This is a genomic window from Streptosporangium sp. NPDC003464 (genome assembly GCF_053588315.1).
This window is the reverse complement of the sequence record NZ_JBSFPS010000210.1, coordinates 1-18,652: the sequence shown is the minus strand read 5'-3', so window position 1 is coordinate 18,652 and position 18,652 is coordinate 1. Positions and strand designations below refer to the sequence as shown.

General features: G+C 72.2%; 15 protein-coding genes and 1 pseudogene. 9 read left to right on the top strand and 7 right to left on the bottom strand.

The genetic code is table 11. The features are described 5' to 3' along the window. From ACWDS7_RS34805 to ACWDS7_RS34790, 4 genes and pseudogenes are all read right to left on the bottom strand, one after another. Nucleotides 1-488, bottom strand: a pseudogene (locus ACWDS7_RS34805) (o-succinylbenzoate synthase); the annotation flags it as partial. A 172-nt stretch (nucleotides 489-660) separates the two neighbouring features. Beyond that, the gene (locus ACWDS7_RS34800) at nucleotides 661-1,440 is read right to left on the bottom strand and encodes a GNAT family N-acetyltransferase (protein ID WP_451932707.1); all 780 of its coding nucleotides are present in this window, start codon (nucleotides 1,438-1,440) and stop codon (nucleotides 661-663) included. Continuing rightward, nucleotides 1,437-2,558, bottom strand: coding sequence for a M20/M25/M40 family metallo-hydrolase (locus ACWDS7_RS34795; protein ID WP_451932706.1), 1,122 nt, complete (start codon nucleotides 2,556-2,558; stop codon nucleotides 1,437-1,439). The genes ACWDS7_RS34800 and ACWDS7_RS34795 overlap by 4 nt, the downstream gene beginning before the upstream one ends. Then, entirely contained in the window at nucleotides 2,555-3,592 is a 1,038-nt protein-coding gene (locus ACWDS7_RS34790; RefSeq protein ID WP_451932705.1) for a dipeptidase, read from the bottom strand. Before ACWDS7_RS34790 ends, ACWDS7_RS34795 begins: the two co-directional genes overlap by 4 nt. A gap of 436 nt (nucleotides 3,593-4,028) precedes the next feature. Between ACWDS7_RS34790 and ACWDS7_RS34785 the strand changes: the two genes are divergently transcribed. Genes ACWDS7_RS34785 through ACWDS7_RS34760 form a run of 6 tightly spaced genes read left to right on the top strand, consistent with a single transcriptional unit; the run spans nucleotide 4,029 to nucleotide 10,745 of the window. Continuing rightward, nucleotides 4,029-5,849, top strand: a complete 1,821-nt coding sequence (locus ACWDS7_RS34785) for an ABC transporter substrate-binding protein (RefSeq protein ID WP_451932704.1) — start codon at nucleotides 4,029-4,031, stop codon at nucleotides 5,847-5,849. Nucleotides 5,850-5,858: 9 nt separating this feature from the next. Beyond that, a complete protein-coding gene (locus tag ACWDS7_RS34780; protein ID WP_451932703.1) occupies nucleotides 5,859-6,860 on the top strand; it encodes an ABC transporter permease in 1,002 nt (333 codons plus the stop codon). Then, on the top strand, nucleotides 6,857-7,759 hold the full coding sequence (locus tag ACWDS7_RS34775) for an ABC transporter permease (protein ID WP_306869603.1): 903 nt from the start codon (nucleotides 6,857-6,859) through the stop codon (nucleotides 7,757-7,759). Before ACWDS7_RS34780 ends, ACWDS7_RS34775 begins: the two co-directional genes overlap by 4 nt. A 3-nt stretch (nucleotides 7,760-7,762) precedes the next feature. Continuing rightward, complete coding sequence (locus ACWDS7_RS34770) at nucleotides 7,763-8,863, top strand: ABC transporter ATP-binding protein (RefSeq protein WP_451932702.1); 1,101 nt, start codon at nucleotides 7,763-7,765, stop codon at nucleotides 8,861-8,863. Further along, nucleotides 8,860-9,870, top strand: a complete 1,011-nt coding sequence (locus tag ACWDS7_RS34765) for an ABC transporter ATP-binding protein (protein ID WP_451932701.1) — start codon at nucleotides 8,860-8,862, stop codon at nucleotides 9,868-9,870. The genes ACWDS7_RS34770 and ACWDS7_RS34765 overlap by 4 nt, the downstream gene beginning before the upstream one ends. A 5-nt stretch (nucleotides 9,871-9,875) precedes the next feature. After that, nucleotides 9,876-10,745, top strand: a complete 870-nt coding sequence (locus ACWDS7_RS34760; protein WP_451932700.1) for a GNAT family N-acetyltransferase — start codon at nucleotides 9,876-9,878, stop codon at nucleotides 10,743-10,745. Nucleotides 10,746-10,755: 10 nt separating this feature from the next. Here the strand turns inward: ACWDS7_RS34760 and ACWDS7_RS34755 are convergent, their stop codons facing one another. Continuing rightward, a complete protein-coding gene (locus ACWDS7_RS34755; protein ID WP_306869615.1) occupies nucleotides 10,756-11,898 on the bottom strand; it encodes an exo-beta-N-acetylmuramidase NamZ family protein in 1,143 nt (380 codons plus the stop codon). Nucleotides 11,899-11,965: 67 nt separating this feature from the next. Between ACWDS7_RS34755 and murQ the strand changes: the two genes are divergently transcribed. Next, nucleotides 11,966-12,883, top strand: a complete 918-nt coding sequence (murQ, locus tag ACWDS7_RS34750; RefSeq protein WP_451932699.1) for an N-acetylmuramic acid 6-phosphate etherase — start codon at nucleotides 11,966-11,968, stop codon at nucleotides 12,881-12,883. Then, a complete protein-coding gene (locus tag ACWDS7_RS34745; protein ID WP_451932698.1) occupies nucleotides 12,876-14,126 on the top strand; it encodes a serine hydrolase domain-containing protein in 1,251 nt (416 codons plus the stop codon). Before murQ ends, ACWDS7_RS34745 begins: the two co-directional genes overlap by 8 nt. Nucleotides 14,127-14,226: 100 nt before the next feature. Here ACWDS7_RS34745 and ACWDS7_RS34740 read toward each other — a convergent pair whose 3' ends face one another. Beyond that, nucleotides 14,227-15,120, bottom strand: coding sequence for a MurR/RpiR family transcriptional regulator (locus ACWDS7_RS34740; RefSeq protein ID WP_306869620.1), 894 nt, complete (start codon nucleotides 15,118-15,120; stop codon nucleotides 14,227-14,229). 28 nt (nucleotides 15,121-15,148) lie between these two features. Next, nucleotides 15,149-16,750: a glycoside hydrolase family 3 protein gene (locus ACWDS7_RS34735; RefSeq protein ID WP_451932697.1), complete on the bottom strand. Its 1,602-nt coding sequence runs from the start codon at nucleotides 16,748-16,750 to the stop codon at nucleotides 15,149-15,151. A 227-nt stretch (nucleotides 16,751-16,977) separates the two neighbouring features. Here ACWDS7_RS34735 and ACWDS7_RS34730 point away from each other — a divergent pair, with 227 nt between their 5' ends. Continuing rightward, nucleotides 16,978-18,522, top strand: a complete 1,545-nt coding sequence (locus ACWDS7_RS34730; protein ID WP_451932696.1) for a glycoside hydrolase family 10 protein — start codon at nucleotides 16,978-16,980, stop codon at nucleotides 18,520-18,522. The last annotated feature ends 130 nt before the right edge of the window (nucleotides 18,523-18,652 follow it).

Below are 18,652 nucleotides of genomic sequence, written 5' to 3'. Positions count from 1 at the left end.
TCGATCTTCAGTTTGATCCGGACGTAGCCCTCCGCGAGATAGCCGCCGACGGCGTCCAGGAGCTCCGGGACGGAGTTCATGATGCCCACCGACACGCCGCAGGGCACCCGGTCGGCGGTGGCGCCGAGGAAGGAGCCCATGGATTGGCCGCCGATGCGGAGCTGGGCGTCCAGGGCGGCGGTCTCCAGGGCGGCCTTGGCCATCGGGTGGCCCTTGAAGGGGCGCAGGGCGTGGTTGACGCGGTGCGCGTCGAGGTGGGCGGGCAGGGCGGGGATCAGGAAGCGGCGCAGGACGTCGGCGGCACCGTCCACGTACTCGGGGGAGTAGAGGGGGTCGGACATGGCCACGCACTCGCCCCAGCCTTCGGCCTCGGGGGTGACGACCCGTACGAGGAGCGCGTCACGTTTGGTCGCGGTGCCGAACGAGGTGCGGAACGGCGCGACCAGCGGCATCGCGATCCGTCGCAGCTCGACTCCAGTGATCTTCATAATGATGTGCGGCTTGCGCCGCTTCTCCCTCCCATGTCGCCGCCGTCAGGCGGACCCGTTCTTCGATTGCCGCGCGGCTCGCGCCGCGCCCTTGTGAGGCCCCGTCGGCCCGGCGGCTCGCTCAGGGGGGTCCTGGGACCCGTGCCGGATCGTCCGCCGCCGATCGAGGAGGTCAAGCGTTCCGCTCCACGACGTAACAGGACTTGTCGTGGAAGCCGGTGACGCGGGCGCCCTCCCGCAGGAGGCCGCCCAGCACGTCGCGTAGGGCGTGGCGCCACGCCGTGGCCGTGGCGGGGTCGGTGTGGCGCAGCGCCTCGATGTCGGCGGGGACGGCGACCAGCACCGTCCGGCCGTCGGTCCGGCCGGCGACCGGGCGGCCGTCGCGTTCGGACAGCCCGGTCAGCGCGCCCGGCGGGATCGGCGGCCGGCACGGCACGCCCTGCGCGGCGTCCAGAGCGGGCGGCTCGGTCAGCCGCCAGACGGCCAGTACCCGGTCCGACTCGTCCCCGGTGTTGATCGCGTCGCCCATGACGCCGTAGAAGGAGGGCAGGTACTCCTCGGGACGGGCGCCGAGCTTGGCCAGGTTGAAGTGGGCGTTGCGCCGTACCAGCGGGTCGTAGGTCCAGGTGATCCGGTTCAGGTCGCGTTCCAGCGCCCAGGCGCGCTGGTGCAGCTTGAGCGCGAACCCGATGCCGCGCCCGCCGCGGGTTCCGGTGATGTGGGAGTGCAGTACCTGTCCGGCGGGCGTGCCGAGGAAGCCCACCGACGCGCCGACGATCCTGTCGTCCCGGTAGGCCCCGGCCACGTAGTTGCCCGCGTGCGACAGCGCGCGCATCAGCTCGACGGTGATGGGCCGCTTGCCGGGCTCGGGGTTCCAGATGTCGTCGAACAACCGGACGGCGTCCGCGAACTCCTCGAGGGAGTGCAGTTCGCGGAGCGTCACATCGCTCATCCGAGCACCGCCTGGACCAGGCCGGTCAGCAGCGCCGTACGGCCGGGCATCTCGGCGACGACCACGTGCTCGTGGGCGGCGTGCGCGCCGCCGCCGACGGCGCCGAGGCCGTCGAGGGTGGGGCAGCCGACTCCCGCGGTGAAGTTGCCGTCGGACGCGCCTCCCACGGCCGCTCCTTGCAGCGGCTCCATGCCCAGATCCTTCGCGATCCGGCAGGCCAGTTCGAACAGGCGCGCCGAGGAGGCCTCCTCCAGAGGCGACCGCTCCGGCCCTCCGCCCACCTCCAGCCGGGTCCCGGCGAGCCTGGGGTACAGGGCCCTCATCAGCTCGTCCACCCGGTTCTGCGCCACGAGGGTGGGAACACGCACGTCCACCTCCACGGCGGCGAGCGCGGGCACGGTGTTGACGGTGGTGCCTCCGGACAGCACGGTCGGCGTCACCGTGGCCGGTCCCAGGCCGTCCGGCCCGGCCGGTGCCGCTCCGTCGTTCACCCGGTCGGCGATCCGGGAGACGGCGAGGATCTGGTGGGCGAGTTCGATGGCGGCGTTGGCGCCCTTCTCCGGCTCCAGTCCCGCGTGGGCGGCCTTGCCGTGCACGGTGACCGTGTAGTTGGAGGTTCCCTTGCGTGCGGTCTTGAGGGCGCCGCCGTCGGCGCTGGCCTCCAGCACGAACGTGGCCGCGCAACCGCGCGCCGACTCCTCGATCAGCGTCCGCGAGGTCAGCGAGCCGACCTCCTCGTCCCCGGTGACCAGCACGCACACCCCGTCCAGGGAGGGCAGCGCGGCCAGCGCGTGAAATATCTGCACCAGTCCGGCCTTCATGTCGAAGACCCCCGGCCCGCGGGCGATCCCGTCCAGCACCGACCAGGGATGCGTGGCCAGCGTCCCGATCGGCCAGACCGTGTCGTGGTGGCCGACCAGCAGGACCCGGGGGGTGCCGAAGCTCCACCGCAGGTGGGCGACCCCGCCGATCTCGATGGTCTCCGGACGGGCGCCGAGCCTGCGCAGCCCCTGGTCCGCCACCACCCGGGCGCTGCGGGCCACCGCCTCGTGGTCGGCGGAGAACGACTCGCAGACGACGAGCTCCTCCAGGTCTCCGAGCATGACGTCCAGGTTCACGCCGGCCTGCCCAGCTCGGCGTGGAACAGCCGCCGCACGTTGCCACCGAGGATCTTGAGGATGTCGTCCTCCGGGATGCCCCGTCCGACCAGGGCGTCGGTGACCAGGGGCAGACCTCGGGGTCCGTCGAGTCCGGGCAGGACGGCCATGGGGTCTATCTCCCCGTAGCCGAGGTCCTCGCAGCACGGCGGGGTGACGTCGTTCATGACCTCGCGGACGAAGTCGGGGCCGAGCCCGACGTGGTCGATCCCGCCGACGGCCGCGACGTGCTCGATGTGGTCCACCAGCCGCTCGACGGTGAAGTCCGAGGGGTCTTCCGACAGGAAGCTGGGCACGAAGTTGACGCAGATCACGCCGCCGGTCGCGGTGATCGCGCGGATCTGGTCGTCGGTGAGGTTGCGGTGATGGTCGCGCAGGGCGCGGGCCGAGGAGTGGGTGGCCATCACCGGGCGGGTGGCCAGCTCCAGCACGTGCTCCACCCCGGAGGCGCTCAGATGCGACACGTCGAAGATCATGCCCAGGCGTTCCATCTCCCGCACCGCCTCCACCCCGGCCGCGGTGAGCCTGCTGCCGGTGGCGTCCTCGCCGCTGCCGTCGGCCAGCGCGGTGCGGCCCCAGTGCGCGATCGAGGCCACCCGCACGCCCAGCCGGTGCACGGTGGACAGCAGCTCGATGTCGGCGTCCAGGCCCGGGGCGCTCTCCAGCGCCAGCACCAGGGCGATCCTCCCCTCCTGCAGCGCGGCGTCGATCTGGGCGCCGTCGGCGCACAGCCGGACCGCGTCGGCGTTGCCCTCGGCCAGGACGTGCGCGCACTCGATCATGCGTAAGGTCTGCCGCAGCGCCCCCTCGGGCCGGTACTGGTCGTCGATGAAGACCGGCAGCACCTGCAGGTCCACCCCGCCCTCCCGCAACTGCGGCAGCCAGCGCTCACGGAAGAACGATGCCCACCGCCGCGGCGGACGCGCGGCGACCGCCATGAGTAGATCGTTGTGGGTGTCCGCGACGACGGCGCGGTGATGGAGATCAACGGACACGTGCCAACCCTCCAATATGTGATTACCGCGACGGTATGACAGGCCGGAGGTGAGGGAATTCGTCTGTTCTCCTCAAGAGTGGTGGAGTTGTTTGTCCGTTAGGCCAAGACCGGTCCCGACACCCGGGCGGCGAGGCCGATGGTGTCCTGACGGCTCGGAAGGCGAGGCCGATGGTGTCCTGACGGCTCGGAAGGCGAGGCCGATGGTGTCCTGACGGCTCGGAAGGCGAGGCCGATGGTGTCCCGATGGCTCGGAAGGCGAGGCCGACGGCGCCCGGATCTACGCGGAGACGGCGTCAACGGTCGGCGGATGAACGGTGAAGGAAAGTTACAGGATTCTCACAACGTGTGGAGATTATTGACGCGACTCGCCGGCCGACCGTAGGGTCCGGACAACCCCGGGTTCCCGGCCTCGAAAGATCCACACGGAGCGGTTCATGAAGCGACTGGCAGCTGTAGCGGCGTTGCTCGGCCTCGCCGCCGTCACGGCGTGCAGCGGCAGTACCGGAGACAAGCCCGCGGCGGGCGGTAGCGGCAGCGGCGGTGGTCTCTACACCACGATCGACGGCCTCAAGCCCGGCCTCGACGTCAACGGCCCTATCAACCCATGGAACCCCAAGGGCAACGCCTTCATCGGGTACAACGCCATGCGGATCGCCTGGTCGAAGAACCACCTGACCGACCCGAACCAGTTCTACCCGGGCATCGCGGCGAGCTGGGAGATCGCGCCGGACAACTCCTCGATCACGCTGCACCTGCACCCGGGCAACAAGTGGTCCGACGGCAAGCCGGTCACCGCCGAGGACGTGAAGTTCTCCATCGCCCTGGCATACACGCAGGGCAGCACCGCCTTCGCGATCGACCCGGGCGCGGCCGGCGCCGCCTCCGAGGTCGAGGTGGTCGACGACAAGACCGTCAAGATCACCCAGGACATGGACAACCCCAGCGTCACGTTCGTGCGCGGCGTCATGGACAGCTACATCGTGCCCCAGCACGTCTGGGGCAGCGTGCTGCCCGCCGACTTCTGGGACAAGCTGAAGGCCGCCCGCGGCGAGGGGGCCGAGGCCGAGAAGGCCCGCGAGGAGATCACCGCGCTGTCGGAGAAGGTCCTCGCCTTCGCCCCGCCCAAGGACGTCTCCGCCGGCCCGTTCACGCTGGAGCGGATGAACCCGAGCGAGGCGCTGCTGGTCAAGAACAAGAACTTCTACAACGCCGCGAACGTCGGGCCCGACCAGGTCAAGCTGCTCAACTACACCGGCAACGAGCAGATCTGGAACTACCTCATCGCCGGCAAGCTCGACAACGCGCCGTTCACCGCCGTGCCCGCCGACGTGATGAAGCGCATCACCACGACCCAGGGCAACGGGGTGGTCAAGGGCTACTCGCCGGTGTCGCTGGGCATGGCCTTCAACCAGTCCAAGAAGCCCTACGACAACGTGCACGTGCGGCGCGGCCTGGCCTACCTGATCAACCGGGACGAGGTCACCAAGATCGCCTCACCGGAGGGCGGCACCCCGGCGCTCACCACCACCGGCATCCACCAGAAGCCCGCCGCGGAGTGGCTCGGCGCCGACCTCGCCGCGCTGGAGCCGTACAAGCTCGACGTGGCCAAGGCCGAGGAGGAGTTCAAGGAGGCGGGGCTGAAGAAGGAGGGCGGCAAGTGGACGCTGCCCGACGGCACGCCGTGGAAGTTCACCGTCAACGTCCCGGCGCCGTTCTCCGACTGGATCTCCGGCGCCAAGGCGGTCACCAGCCAGCTCACCGCGGCCGGGATCGACGCCGAGGTCGTGACCACCGCCGACTACCCGCTCTACCTCAAGGAGCTCGCCGAGGGCAAGTATGACGTCGGGTTCTGGCTGATCGCGCTCGGCCCCGCGCCGTACAACATCTACCAGCGCCTCTACGGCGTCTCCAACGGCTGGTCCATCCTCGGCGGCAAGCTCAAGCACGCCGAGCCCGGCAAGAACGGCAACTGGATGGGCGGCCCGGAGACCATCGAGGTCGACGGGGCCAAGGTCAACCCCGGTGAGCTCACCGCCAAGCTGAACTCCGCCTCCGGCGACGAGCAGAAGAAGATCATCGGCCAGCTCGCCAAGGCGGCCAACCAGGACCTGCCGGTGGTCCAGCTCTGGGACTACGTCAACACCCAGTTCGTCAACACCAACCGCTTCACCGGCTTCCCCGAGAACGACAGCGACCTGCTCCGCCAGCCCTCCGGCGTGTGGATCCAGCTCGGCATGGTCAAGAAGAAGCAGTAACACATGACGATGTTCGCACGAAGGCTCGCGGGTCACCTGGCCCGCGGGCTCGTCATGGTCCTGGTCGTCACCACGGTCAGCTTCTTCGTCATCAGGAGCGTCCCCGGCGACCCCATGGCCGCCCGGTACGAGAAGCTGGTCGAGCAGGGCATGTCCCCCACCGCGGCGCAGCGGGCCGTCGAGGTCCTCTACGGCTTCGCGCCGACCGGCAGCCTGTGGCAGCAGTACGTCGACTACATGTCCGGCCTGCTCCGCCTGGACCTGGGCCAGTCGCTGATGGTGCCGGGCGTGGGCGTGTCGACCGTGCTGTTCTCGGCCGCCAAATGGACCGTTCTCCCGGTGCTGGCGGGCACGCTGCTGAGCTTCCTGATCGGCGTCGTCATGGGGGTCTACGCCGCCATCAGGCGCTCGGGCAGACTCGGCGACGTCCTGGCGATCTCCGGGTCGCTCCTGCACGGCGTCCCCCAGTACGTGCTCGCCCTGCTGCTGGGCGCCGTCTTCACGACGCTGATCCCGATCCTGCCCACGAGCGGCACGGCCGACATCATGTTCGAGCCGGGCTTCAACGCCGGATACATCGGCTCGCTCATCGAGTACGCGACGCTGCCGGTCCTCACCTACGCGCTCGCCTCCTACGGAGGCTGGATCCTGGCGATGAAGTCGAGCGTGGTCACCGTCCTCGGCGACGACTTCATCCTCGCCGCCGAGCTGCGCGGCATCAAGCGCGGCATCGTCTTCCGCTACGTGGCGCGCAACGCGATCCTGCCGCTGTTCACCATCCTGGCCCTGTCACTGGGCATGCTGTTCGGCGGCGCGATCTTCATCGAGCGGATCTTCAACTACCCCGGCCTGGGGCTGATGCTCATCGACGGCATCAACAACCGTGACTACGCCCTGATGGGCGGGGCGTTCCTGCTGATCACCGTGGCGATCGTCGTCGCCAACATCGTGGCGGACCTGTTCTACAGCGTGATCGACCCGCGGGTGCGGAGTGGGGAGGGGGCCCGATGACGGCACCGGTCATCGCCGCGGGCGGCGGCCGCGCGGCCCTGCGGCGCAACTTCTGGCGCGGCGTCTGGCGCGTGCTGAAGCGCAAGCCCAGCCGCATGGTCGGCATGGTCATCGTGCTGGGGTTCGCGTTCATGGGCGTCTTCGGGCCGATGTTCTATCCCGACCCGCTGCCGCGCGACACCGCCGCCCTGTACGCGCCGCCGAGCTGGGAGCACCCCTTCGGCACCGACTTCGAGGGCACCGACGTGCTCGCGCTGCTGGTCACCGGATCGCGGTACGTCCTGCTGACCGCCCTGGTCACCGCCGTCATCACGGTGGTGGTCGGCGCCGCGATCGGGCTGTTCGCCGGGTTCCGGCGCGGGCGCTGGGACACCGTGCTCATGCGGATCACCGACATGAAGCTGACCATCCCCGGCCTGCCGCTGCTGCTGGTGCTGTCGACCATCTGGAAGTTCACCAGCGCCTTGGAGATGGGCCTGGTGCTCGGCCTGCTCGGCTGGGGCGGCGTGGCCCGGGCCGTGCGCTCGCAGACCCTGTCCCTGCGCGAGCGCGGCTTCATCGAGGCGGCCAGGGGGCTCGGCCTGTCCACGACGCACATCATCGGCAGGGAACTGCTGCCCAGCATGGCCCCCTTCGTCGCGATGAACATGCTCATCGCCGTCACCGGCGCCGTCTACGCGCAGGTGGGCCTGTTCTTCCTGGGCGTGCTGCCGTTCGAGGCCAACAACTGGGGCGTGATGCTCAACCTCGCCGTGTTCGGGGGCGGCGCGATGTCCTCGCCCGCCGCGCTGCCGTACCTGATGGCGCCGCTGCTGGCGATCCTGCTGCTCACCCTGGGCATCGTGCTCGTCGTCGACGCCATGGACGAGATCTTCAACCCCCGGCTGCGTGAGGAGTAACGGGTGTCTGTGACCCCTGAGAAGAAGGCGCCGGGAGTGCGCGTCAGCGGCCTGTCCGTCGTCTACCGGACACCGGCCGGCGAGCTTCCCGCGATCTCCGGGATCGACCTGGAACTCGTGTCCGGCACGATCACCGGGGTGGTCGGCGAGTCCGGCTCCGGAAAGTCCACCCTGGCGCTGTCACTGCTCAACGCCGTCCAGTCGCCCGGCAGGATCAGCGCCGGCAGCGTGGAGATCGACGGCCTCGGCGACGTGGTGAAGCTGAGGGGCGAGGAGCTGCGCAAGGCGAGGGGACGGCACATCGGATACGTCTTCCAGGCCGCGCAGAACTCCCTCAACCCCCTCAAGACGGTCGGCAAGCAGCTGCTCGACCTGGGCCGTTCGCACGACGTGGCGGACCTGCGCGGGCTCGTCAGGGACGCCAAGGACCTGCTCGGCCGGATGGGCATGGACGGGGCGCGGGTCCTCGACTCCCACCAGCACGAGCTGTCCGGCGGGATGCGCCAGCGGGTCGGCATCATGCTCGCGCTGGTGCTCAACGCCCACCTCGTCGTGCTCGACGAGCCGACGACCGCGCTCGACATGATCACCCAGGCGACGATCCTGCGGATCGTCCGCGAGGTCCACCAGGAGCGCGGGCTCACCACGCTGGTCATCACCCACGACCTCGGCGTGGTGGCCGAGGTCGCCGACCGGCTGGCCGTCATGTACGGCGGGCAGGTGGTGGAGCAGGGCCCGACCATGGAGGTGCTGAGCGCGCCCCGCCACCCCTACACCCAGGGCCTGCTGCGGGCCATCCCGCGCCTGCTGGGCGACATCGACGAGGCCCGGGCCCTGCCGGGCCGCCCGCCGACGCTGGGCACGATCCCGGCGCAGGGATGCGTGTTCAGGGAACGGTGCGTCCTGCGCATGGACGTCTGCGAGACGGAACGGCCGCCGGTCGTCGTCTCCGGGACGTCGATCGTGGCCTGCCACGCGGTCGAGGCCGGTGCCGGGGCGGCCGCCGGGGACCGGCCGGCCGCCCCGGCACCGGTGGAAGTGCCGGAGGTCGTGGGAGCGCAGAGCGCCGCCGGGGTACATGAAGGACGGGGGGAGCAACCGTGATCACGGGGCAGAACATCACAAAGACCTTCAGACAGCGGGGGAGCGTGCTCGCCGGCCGGGAGGTCAAGGCGCTGCGCGGCGTCGACTTCGCCATCGAGAAGGGCGGGGCGGTCTCGTTCATCGGCGAGTCCGGCTGCGGCAAGACGACGCTGGGCCGGATCATCGCCGGCCTGGAGAGCCACGACTCCGGCGAGATCACCATCGACGGCGTCGCCATGTCGTCGCTCAAGCCGCGCCGGCGGCAGCCGTACTTCCGCCGGATCCAGCTCATCCACCAGGACCCCTACTCGGCGCTCAACCCGACCCGCACGATCCACCAGACGCTGAACGCCCCCCTGGCCCTGCGGGCCCGGCAGACCGGCCGTCCGAGCTCGTGGGTGGACGGACGGGCCGAGGAACTGCTGGCGCTGGTCGGGCTCGACCCGGCCTACGTGCTGCCGCGCTACCCCCACCAGCTCTCCGGCGGGATGCGCCAGCGCGTCGTGATCGCCCGCGCGCTCACCGTGGACCCCGAGATGCTCGTCGCCGACGAGGCCGTCTCGATGATCGACGTGTCGCTGCGGCTGGGCATCCTGGCGCTGCTGAAGGACCTGCGCGAGCGGCTCGGGGTGAGCGTGCTGTTCATCACCCACGACGTGGCGACCGCGCGCTACATCGGCGACGACGGCGAGCTCTACGTCATCTACCGGGGCCAGGTCGTCGAACGCGGCAACGTGGACACCATCATCTCCGACCCCGTCCATCCCTACACGCAGTCGCTGCTGTCGGCCATCCCGGTGCTGCACGGCCTGGAGCGGCCGGGCGAGCAGCCGGTGGTGCCGACCGAGGCGCTGAACGAGAGCCACCACGACGCGGGCTGCCTGTTCGCCCGGCGCTGCCCGTTCCGCACCGAGCGCTGCGAGTCCGAGCAGCCGCTGCTCGGCCGGGGAGAGGGCTTCCCGCAGGAGCACGCCTGCTTCCACCCCGAGCGCCGCAGCGTCGTCGCCACCCCCCTCGGGCTCGGGTGAGGGCCGTGCGGGCAATCCGCGGGGCCACCGCCGCCGACGCCGCCGCGATCGGCGAGGTCGCCGGGGCCGCGCTCGTCCTCGACGCGGCCGAGGCGCCACGGCTGGTGGCCAGGCTCTCCGACCCGCCCCTGGAGCGCCGCTGGACGGCGCTGGTGACCGACGACCTCGACGCCGTGCTGTTCGCCTCGGTGTCGGCGCGGGACGGCTCCGCCGGGCACATCGACCTGCTGGCCGTGCGCCCCGGCGCCCAGGGCGAGGGGCGCGGGCGGGCGCTGGTCGCCGCGGCCGAGGAGTGGCTGCGGGCCGAGGGGGTCACCGAGGCCCGTTTCGCCGGCAACCCGCCCTGCTACGCCTGGCCGGGCATCGACGTGCGTTACACCGCCGCGGCCTGCCTGGCCGAGAGCCTGGGCTACGAGCGCTACAACGTCGCCTGGAACATGACCGCGGACCTGTCCGCCGACCTGTCCACCGAGGCCGACCTCCTGCGGCTGGCCGACAAGGGCGTCACCGTGCACGCGGCCGGCCCCGGCGAGCGCGCCGCCGTGCTCGACTTCGTCCGGGAGCACTGGAACGACAACTGGGCGTGGGAGGCCGCGCAGGCGAGCGGCTGCCACTACGCCTCTCGGGACGGGCAGATCCTCGGTTTCGCCGCCTGGGGGTCCCGGCCCGCCTGGTTCGGTCCGATGGGCACCGCCCCGGCCGCGCGCGGACTCGGCGTCGGCCGGGTGCTGCTGCGCCGCTGCCTCGCCGAGCAGCGGGAGGCGGGCCTGGCGAGCGCGCAGATCTCCTGGGTGGGGCCGCTGGGCTTCTACTCCCGGGCGGTCGGCGCGCACGCCGAGCGGGTCTTCTGGCTCTACCGCCGCGACCTGCGGTGACGCTCTGATGTCAGGGGTAGAGCAGGGGCCCGCCGTCCAGCCAGGTCTCCGGGGAGACGGGGGGCGGGCACAGGTCCGCCGGGTCCTTGCCCGCGTCCATGGTGTGCCGCAGCGAATCCGAGCCCCAGAGCTGGTCCATGAAGTACGACCTGCCGTCCTCGCTGTGCCAGGCGAAGTCCTCCGGATGGAGCGACCGCGCCAGGTGCAGCATCGACAGGCCGGTCAGCACGGGCCGGAACGCCCCCTGGTCGTGCACGTGGAGCTGGACCCCCCGTACGGCCAGGCCCGCGTGCTTGTGGAAGGTCGGGGTGAACCAGGTGTCGCGGAAGCGCACGCCCGGCAGGCCCAGGCCGTTGAGCCCGGCGGCGAACCTGCCGTCGAGATAGGGGGCGCCGACCAGCTCGAACGGCCTGGTGGTGCCGCGTCCCTCCGACAGGTTCGTGCCCTCGAACAGGCCGGTGCCCGGATAGACCAGCGCGGTCTCCCTGGTCGGCATGTTCACCGAGGGCATCACCCACGGCAGGCCGGTGGCCTCGAAGGGGGTGTCGCGCCGCCAGCCCTCCATGGTGATCACCCGCAGGTCCGCGCCGATCGAGCGGTTGACGTGGACGGCGAGCTCGCCCGCGGTGAGGCCGTGCCGTACCGGGACGGCCGCCCGGCCCACGGGGCCGGCGTAGGCGGGGTCGAGCAGCGGGCCCTCCGCGAGGGTCCCGCCGATGGGGTTGGGCCGGTCGAGCACGGCGAAGCGCAGGCCGAGCCGTGCGGCCGAGGCGATGAGGTCGTGCATCGTCCAGACATAGGTGTAGAAACGCGTGCCGACGTCGGAGATGTCGAAGACGAGCGTGTCGACCCCGGAGGACGCCACGAGGTCGTCCAGCGGGCCGCCGTCCTTGTCGTAGGTGTCGAAGACCGGCAGCCCGGTCGTGGGGTCGAGACTCTCCTGCCCGCCGAAGCCGGCCTGCGCCGTGCCCCGTATCCCGTGCTCGGGGCTGAACAGCGCCGTCAGCGGCACTCCCGCCGCCCGCAGCGCCGTGGCGCCGGGCGTCAGGTCCGGCAGGACGCCGGTCGGGTTGGTGATCAGGCCGATCCGGTCGCCGTGGAGGAGGCCGGGATCGGCGGCGAGCCGCTCGATTCCGGTGCGTACGTAAGACATGGCTCCATTGTCCGAAGAAAATTTGCATAATAGAAGTAGGAGATGAAAATTAGCGACATGGGGCGACATGATTGATCCACTCGCAAGCCTGTCAACGGAGCAGAGTGATCCGCGCTACAGCGACATCGATCGGCTCTCGACCGAGCAGGTCGCCCGGCTGATGAACGCGGCCGACGTCACCGTGCCCGCGGCGGTGGCCGTGGAGATCCCGGCGATCTCGGCCGCGATCGACGCGATCGCCGCCCGGATGCGGGACGGGGGGCGGCTGTTCTACGTGGGGGCGGGGACGTCGGGCCGGCTGGCCGTGCTGGACGCCTCCGAGTGCCCGCCGACCTTCGGCACCGACCCGGAGCTGGTGCAGGGCATCATCGCGGGCGGCGAGCCCGCGCTGACCAGATCCGTCGAGGGCGCCGAGGACGACGGTGACGCGGGAGCCGCGGCGATCGCCGACCGGCAGGTGGGCGCGCTCGACTCGGTGGTCGGCGTCTCCGCCAGCGGCCGGGCGCCGTACGTGCTCGGCGCGCTCGCGGAGGCCGGCCGCCGCGGCGCCCTCACCGTGGGGCTGTCGTGCAACGCCGGAGCCCCGCTCTCGGCCGCGGCGCTGCACCCGATCGAGGTGATCGTCGGCCCGGAGGTGGTGACCGGCTCCACCAGGCTCAAGGCCGGGACCGCGCAGAAGCTGGTCCTCAACATGATCTCCACGATCGCGATGGTCCGGCTGGGCCGGACCTACGGCAACACCATGATCGAGGTGTCGGCGATGAACTCCAAGCTCGCCGACCGGGCCACCCGGATGGTCCGCGACATCACCGGCGCGGACCTGTCCGTCGCCCGGCCCGCCCTGGAGGCGGCCGGATGGCACGTCAAGGTCGCGGTGCTGATGATCGAGCGCGGTCTCGGCCCGGACGACGCCCAGCTCCTGCTGCAGGCCCACGGCGACCGGCTGGAGTCGGCGCTCGCCGCCGGAGAGGCGCAGGGTGCCTGACGGCTCCGGCGGGGCCACCGGGACGTCCGGCGGCCCCGCCGGGGTGCCTGCCGGGCCGGGGCTGAGCGGCGGGTCCGGCGGTCGTGCCGCCGGGCCGCCCGCGGGGCCGGGTGACGGGTCCGGCGGGGCCGCCGGCCGTCCCGGTGGGGCGGGCGGGGGATCGGGGAGGGCGGCCGCCCTCGACGGCTCGGCGGCGCTGGCCGCGATCCTGGCGGCGGCGGTGCCGGACGTCTGCTCGGCGGCGGTCGCCGTGATCGCCGTGGACGGGGCCACGGCCGCCGCCGCGGCACAGGGGGAGCTCGTACGGTACGCGGGCGCCTCCGGGGACCTCCTGGCCGACCGCCCGGCCGTCCGGCGAGACTCGATCTTCGACCTCGCGTCGCTCACCAAGGTCTTCACGACGGCCGTCATCCTGTCGCTGGTCGAGGAGGGCCGGCTCGACCTGGACGGGCCCGTCTCGGCCTGGCTGCCCGCCGGGCCCGCCGGGGCCACTGTCCGGCACCTGCTCACCCACACCGCGGGCCTGCCGCCCGGCCGCCGGGCCCACGAGGAGCTCCCCGGAGACGGGCCCGAGGTCCTCGCCGCCCGCCTGGAGCGCGTCCTCTCGACACCGCCGCCGCACCCGGCCGGTGAGCTCCACCTCTACTCCGACGTCGGCATGATCATGGCGGGCCGGATCGCCGAGCTCGCCGGGGGCGCGCCCCTCGACGAGTTGCTCCATGCCCGCGTCACCGGCCCCCTCGGCCTGGACGACACCGGATACCGGCCCGCGCCGTCGCTGCGTCACCGCATCGCCGCGACCGAGGACAAGCCCGAGCGGGCCGGCTCCGGATGCGTGCGGGGCGAGGTCCACGACGAGACCGCCCACGGCCTGGGCGGGGTCGCCGGGCACGCCGGAATCTTCTCCACGGCCGACGACGTGCTGCGGTTCGCCGAGGCGCTGCGCACCGGAGGGGCCCCGATCCTGCGCCCGGACACGGTCGCGGAGATGACCCGTGACCAGGGTGTCAGGGGGGCGGCGTTCGGCCAGGGGCTGGGCCTGCGGATCGGCGACCCCGCCGTCGTCGGCCCGCTGTCCTCCGCCTACGGGCACTCCGGCTTCACCGGCACCGCCTTCGTCGTGGATCCCGGCCGGGCCCTGACGGCCGTCCTGCTGACCAACAACGTCCACCCGCTCCGGGGCCGCGCCGGCATCCGCGACCTGCGGCACGCCGTCGCCGCGCAGGCGCTGCGGCTGGCCTGACGCCCGTGCCCCGCCTGGCCTGACGTCCGAGCTCCGCTGGCCTTACGCCGGCCCCGCCTGGCCTGACGTCCGTGCCCCGCCTGGCGCGGCGGGGCCGGCGTCACCTGTTCCGGCGGCGGGTGTCGGCCATGAACTCGTCGAGCGCGCCCCTGGTGGCCCGCAGCGCCGCGTCCGAGGTCTCGAACGTGCGCTGGGCGATGCCGACGAAGATGCAGTCCACGATCAGGAGCTGGCTGATCCGGCTGGCCAGCGCGCCGGGGCGGAACGCCGTCTCCCGGCCGGCCGAGACCAGGACGTGGTCGGCGAGCTCGGCCAGCGAGGACCGCGGGTTGTTGGTGATCGCCACCGTGGTCGCGCCCGCCTTGTGCGCGACCTGCATGGGCGCGATCACGTCGGGGGTCTCGCCGGTGCAGCTCACCCCCACCGTGACGTCGCCCTCCCCGAGCAGCGCCGCGCTGGTCAGCGCGAGGTGCGCGTCGGTGAAGGCATGGCTGGAGCGGCCGATCCGCATCAGCTTCTGCGCCATGTCGGCCGCCACGAGGCCGGAGGCGCCGACCCCGTAGACGTCCACCCGGCGGGCGGCGGTCATGGCCTCCACCACCGTGCCCAGCCGGTCGGGGTTGAGCTGCGCCGCGGTGTCGGCCAGCGCCTCGGACTCGGCCCGGGTGACCTTCGCGATCACGTCGGTGAGCGGGTCGTCGGGCCCCAGGTCGCCGGGGACGAGCCGCTCCGGCTCCTCCCGGGCCACCGCGGCGGCCAGGGCGAAGCGGAGCTGGGAGTAGCCGGCGAAACCGAGGGCTCGGGCGGTGCGGACGATCGTGGCCTCGCTCGTCCCGGAGACCGCGCTGAACTCGGTGATCGTGCTGCGCGCGACCATCCCAGGGTCGTCCAGGATGAGCCTGGCGATCGCCTGAGCCGCGGGGGTGAGGGAGGGCAGGACCGCTCTCACCGTGGCCACCAGATTCACGGGGGTGGGGCCGTCTTGGTCGTTCATTCGGGCACCTCTTCTGTCGGGATCAAGCCTATTGGCCGCCGGTCAGCCATAGGGCTGCGGCACGGGCCGAAACCCGGGAAATGCCGTGGGTGGCCACATACACCGCGCCGATGGGCTCGCCGGGCAGTCCGGTCTCGATCACGATCGCGTCGGGGCGCCGCCGTACGGCCCGCGCCAGCAGGTCCCTGACCCACGCGTGGCGGGGGGCGTCGTGCGCCACCAGGACGAGCGGGCGCCCGTCGTCGGACAGGTCGGGCAGCTCGGCCGTCTCGCCGGCGACGGTGTGCCCGCTGGTGCCCGGCAGCAGCTCGGTGAGGGCGCCGACGAGGCCGGTGGGGGTGGCGGGGTCGATCGCCAGGTTCAGGCGGGGGGCGATGTCGAGGACCAGCGGCGGCCGGGAGAGGACGGGCCGGGCGGGCGCGGCGCCCGTGGCGGTGACCACGCGCATGGCCGCGCGGGCCGCCACCATGCCGAGCTCCTCGCCCTCCGCCCGCGGGTCTCGCGCCTCTCCCGCGTCGGAGATGTCCGCCGCGCCACGCGGGCCTCCCGCGTCGAGGGCCCCTTCCGTCCCATGCGCCCTTCCGGCGTCTCCGGCTCCGTCCGCCCCGCGCGTCCGCGCGGCGGCCTGCCCGGCGTGCCAGCCGGCCAGGGCCAGCACCCGCGCCGCCGCCTCGGCCAGGCGCTCCTCGGGCAGCCTCCCGTCGTGCACGGCCTCCACGATCGCGTCTCGCAGCGCGTAGACGCTCTCCCCGCCCGGGGAGGACACCCCGACGCAGATCGCGTCCACCCCCGCGGCCAGCGCGCGGACCGCGATCTCACCCGGCGGGTGCAGGGCGGCGACGGCGCCCATCTCGATCGCGTCGGTCACCAGCAGCCCGTCGAAGCCCATCTCCTCGCGGAGCAGGCCGGTCAGGACGCGCCTGCTCAGGGTGGCGGGGTTGCCGGGATCGAGCGCGGGCACCAGCAGGTGGCCGCACATCACGGCCCGCACGCCGGCCTTCACGGCCGCCTGGAACGGCGGCAGGTCGCGCTCCCGGAGGAGTTCGAGGGAGGCGTGCACGGTCGGCAGCGCGTGGTGGGAGTCGGTGACGGTGTCGCCGTGGCCGGGGAAGTGCTTGGCGCAGGCGGCCACCCCGGCGCTCTGCAGGCCCGTGATCCAGGCGACGGACTGCCGGGCCACCAGCTCGGGGTCCGGGCCGAAGGAGCGGATGCCGATCACCGGGTTGGCGGGGTTGGCGTTGACGTCCACCACGGGGGCGTAGTCGAGGGTGATGTCGGCCGCGGCGAGGAGGCGGCCGATCTCGCGGGCGACCCGTTCGGTCCGTCCGGCGTCGTCGGCCACGCCGAGGGCCAGGTTGCCCGGCCAGGAACTGCCGGTCCTGGCCTCCAGCCGGGTGACCGCCCCGCCCTCCTCGTCCACCGCGACCACCACGGCCGGATTCTCCCGGCGCAGCCCGGCGACGAGTCCGGCGGTCTGCGCCGGATCGGTGAGGTTGCGGGCGAACAGCACGGCACCGCCGAGACCCTCGCCGAGCGCCCGGCGCAGCCAGTCGGGCGGCGCGGTGCCGTCGAAGCCGGGCTGGAGCACGGTCATGGCCAGCCGGGCCAGGGTGGGGCTGTGGTGAGTCATGAGGGCACCTTCTCGCCGGAGACGTCTCGGGGCAGGTTACACATCAATGACACTTTCTTTCATCATCATTGCTTTGAAAGTAACTTTCTGCCATTCTCGCCGTCGAGACCCCGTGATCCCCCTGACCGGCTCCGCGTCCGTTCAACGGCCTCCGGCTGCGCTGCCCGCGGCCGCGCGGCCGAGCGGTCAGGAACGGCCAGGGGCGCAACACCCCCCTTGGAGTCCGTATGAGCTCACCCACCCGACGCACCGTCCTGCGCGGCCTCGCCCTCGCCGCCGCGGCGAGCGCCGTGCCGCTGCCCGCCTTCGCCTCCTCCTCCGCCGAGTATGCGCCGCCGCTGCGCCAGATGCGCGGCATGTGGATCGCCTCCGTGGTCAACATCAACTGGCCGTCGAAGACGGGGCTGACCGTCGACCAGCAGAAGGCCGAGTATCTCGCCTGGCTGGACCTGGCGCAGGCCCGCAAGCTGAACGCGGTGTTCGTGCAGATCCGGCCGACCGCCGACGCCTTCTGGCCCTCGCCGTTCGAGCCCTGGTCGCAGTATCTGACCGGTACCCAGGGCCAGGACCCCGGCTACGACCCGCTGGCGTTCCTGGTCGAGGAGACGCACCGGCGGGGCCTGGCCTTCCACGCGTGGTTCAACCCCTACCGCGTGTCGATGCAGTCCGACCCCGCCAAGCTCCACCCGGACCACCCGGGCAGCAAGCACCCCGACTGGATCGTCCCCTACGGTGGCAAGCTCTACTACAACCCGGGCATGCCCGAGGTCCGCGCGTTCGTGCAGGACGCCATGATGGACGCGGTGACCAGGTACGACATCGACGGCCTCCACTTCGACGACTACTTCTACCCGGTCAACACCCCCGCCTTCGACGACAGCGCGGCCTTCGCCAAGTACGGTCAGGGCTTTCCCGACCTCGCGGCCTGGCGGCGCAACAACGTCGACCTGCTCGTGCAGGAGATGCAGCAGCGGGTACGGCAGGCCAAGCCGGAGATCGCCTGGGGCATCAGCCCCTCGGGCATCTGGCGCAACAGGACCACCGACCCCCTGGGCTCGGACACGGGCGGCAGCCAGTCATACGACAACCTGCACGCCGACACCCGCGGCTGGGTCAAGAAGGGCTGGCTGGACTACATCGCGCCGCAGCTCTACTGGTACATCGGCCAGTCGAACGCCGACTACGCCAAGCTGGTCCCCTGGTGGTCCGACGTGGCGGCGGGCACCACCACGCAGCTCTGGATCGGCCAGGCGGCCTACAAGGCGGGGGCGGCCGGGCAGCCCGCCCAGTGGTTCCAGCCCGACGAGCTCACCAGGCACCTGACCCTCAACCGGAACCACCCGCAGGTCGGTGGCGACATCTGGTACAACTCGGGCGACGTGCGCGACGACCGGCTCGGCTCGGTCACCACCGTCGTCAACGACCACTACACGCGTCCCGCCCTCGGCCCGCTGCTGCCCCGGCTCGCCGACGGCGAGGCTCCGCGCCGCCCCGTGATCACCTGGGCGCGCAGGGTGGACGGGGGCGTCGAGCTGCGCGCCGTCGCCACGGGCAAGGACGTCCCGTTCCAGTACGCGATCTTCCGGATCGACGGGCAGGCCGGGCCCGAGGACTTCGCCGACGCCCGCAACCTGGTCGCGGTCGTCCCCGCCGAGCGGCACCTGCGCTGGGTGGACCCGGCGGGCACCAGGAACGCCTGCTACTACGTGACGGCCGTCGACCGGGCCAACCGGCAGAGCCGGCCGAGCCAGGGCCGCCGCGTGCACTGGTGACCCGCCTGTGCCGTCGCGGGATGCCGTGAGCCGGTGACCCGCCTGGCCGGGGCCGGTGACCGGGAGCCATCCGCACCCGCGCCGTCCGCTCCGGCGACGACTGGATCCTGAACGGGGTGAAGACCTGGGC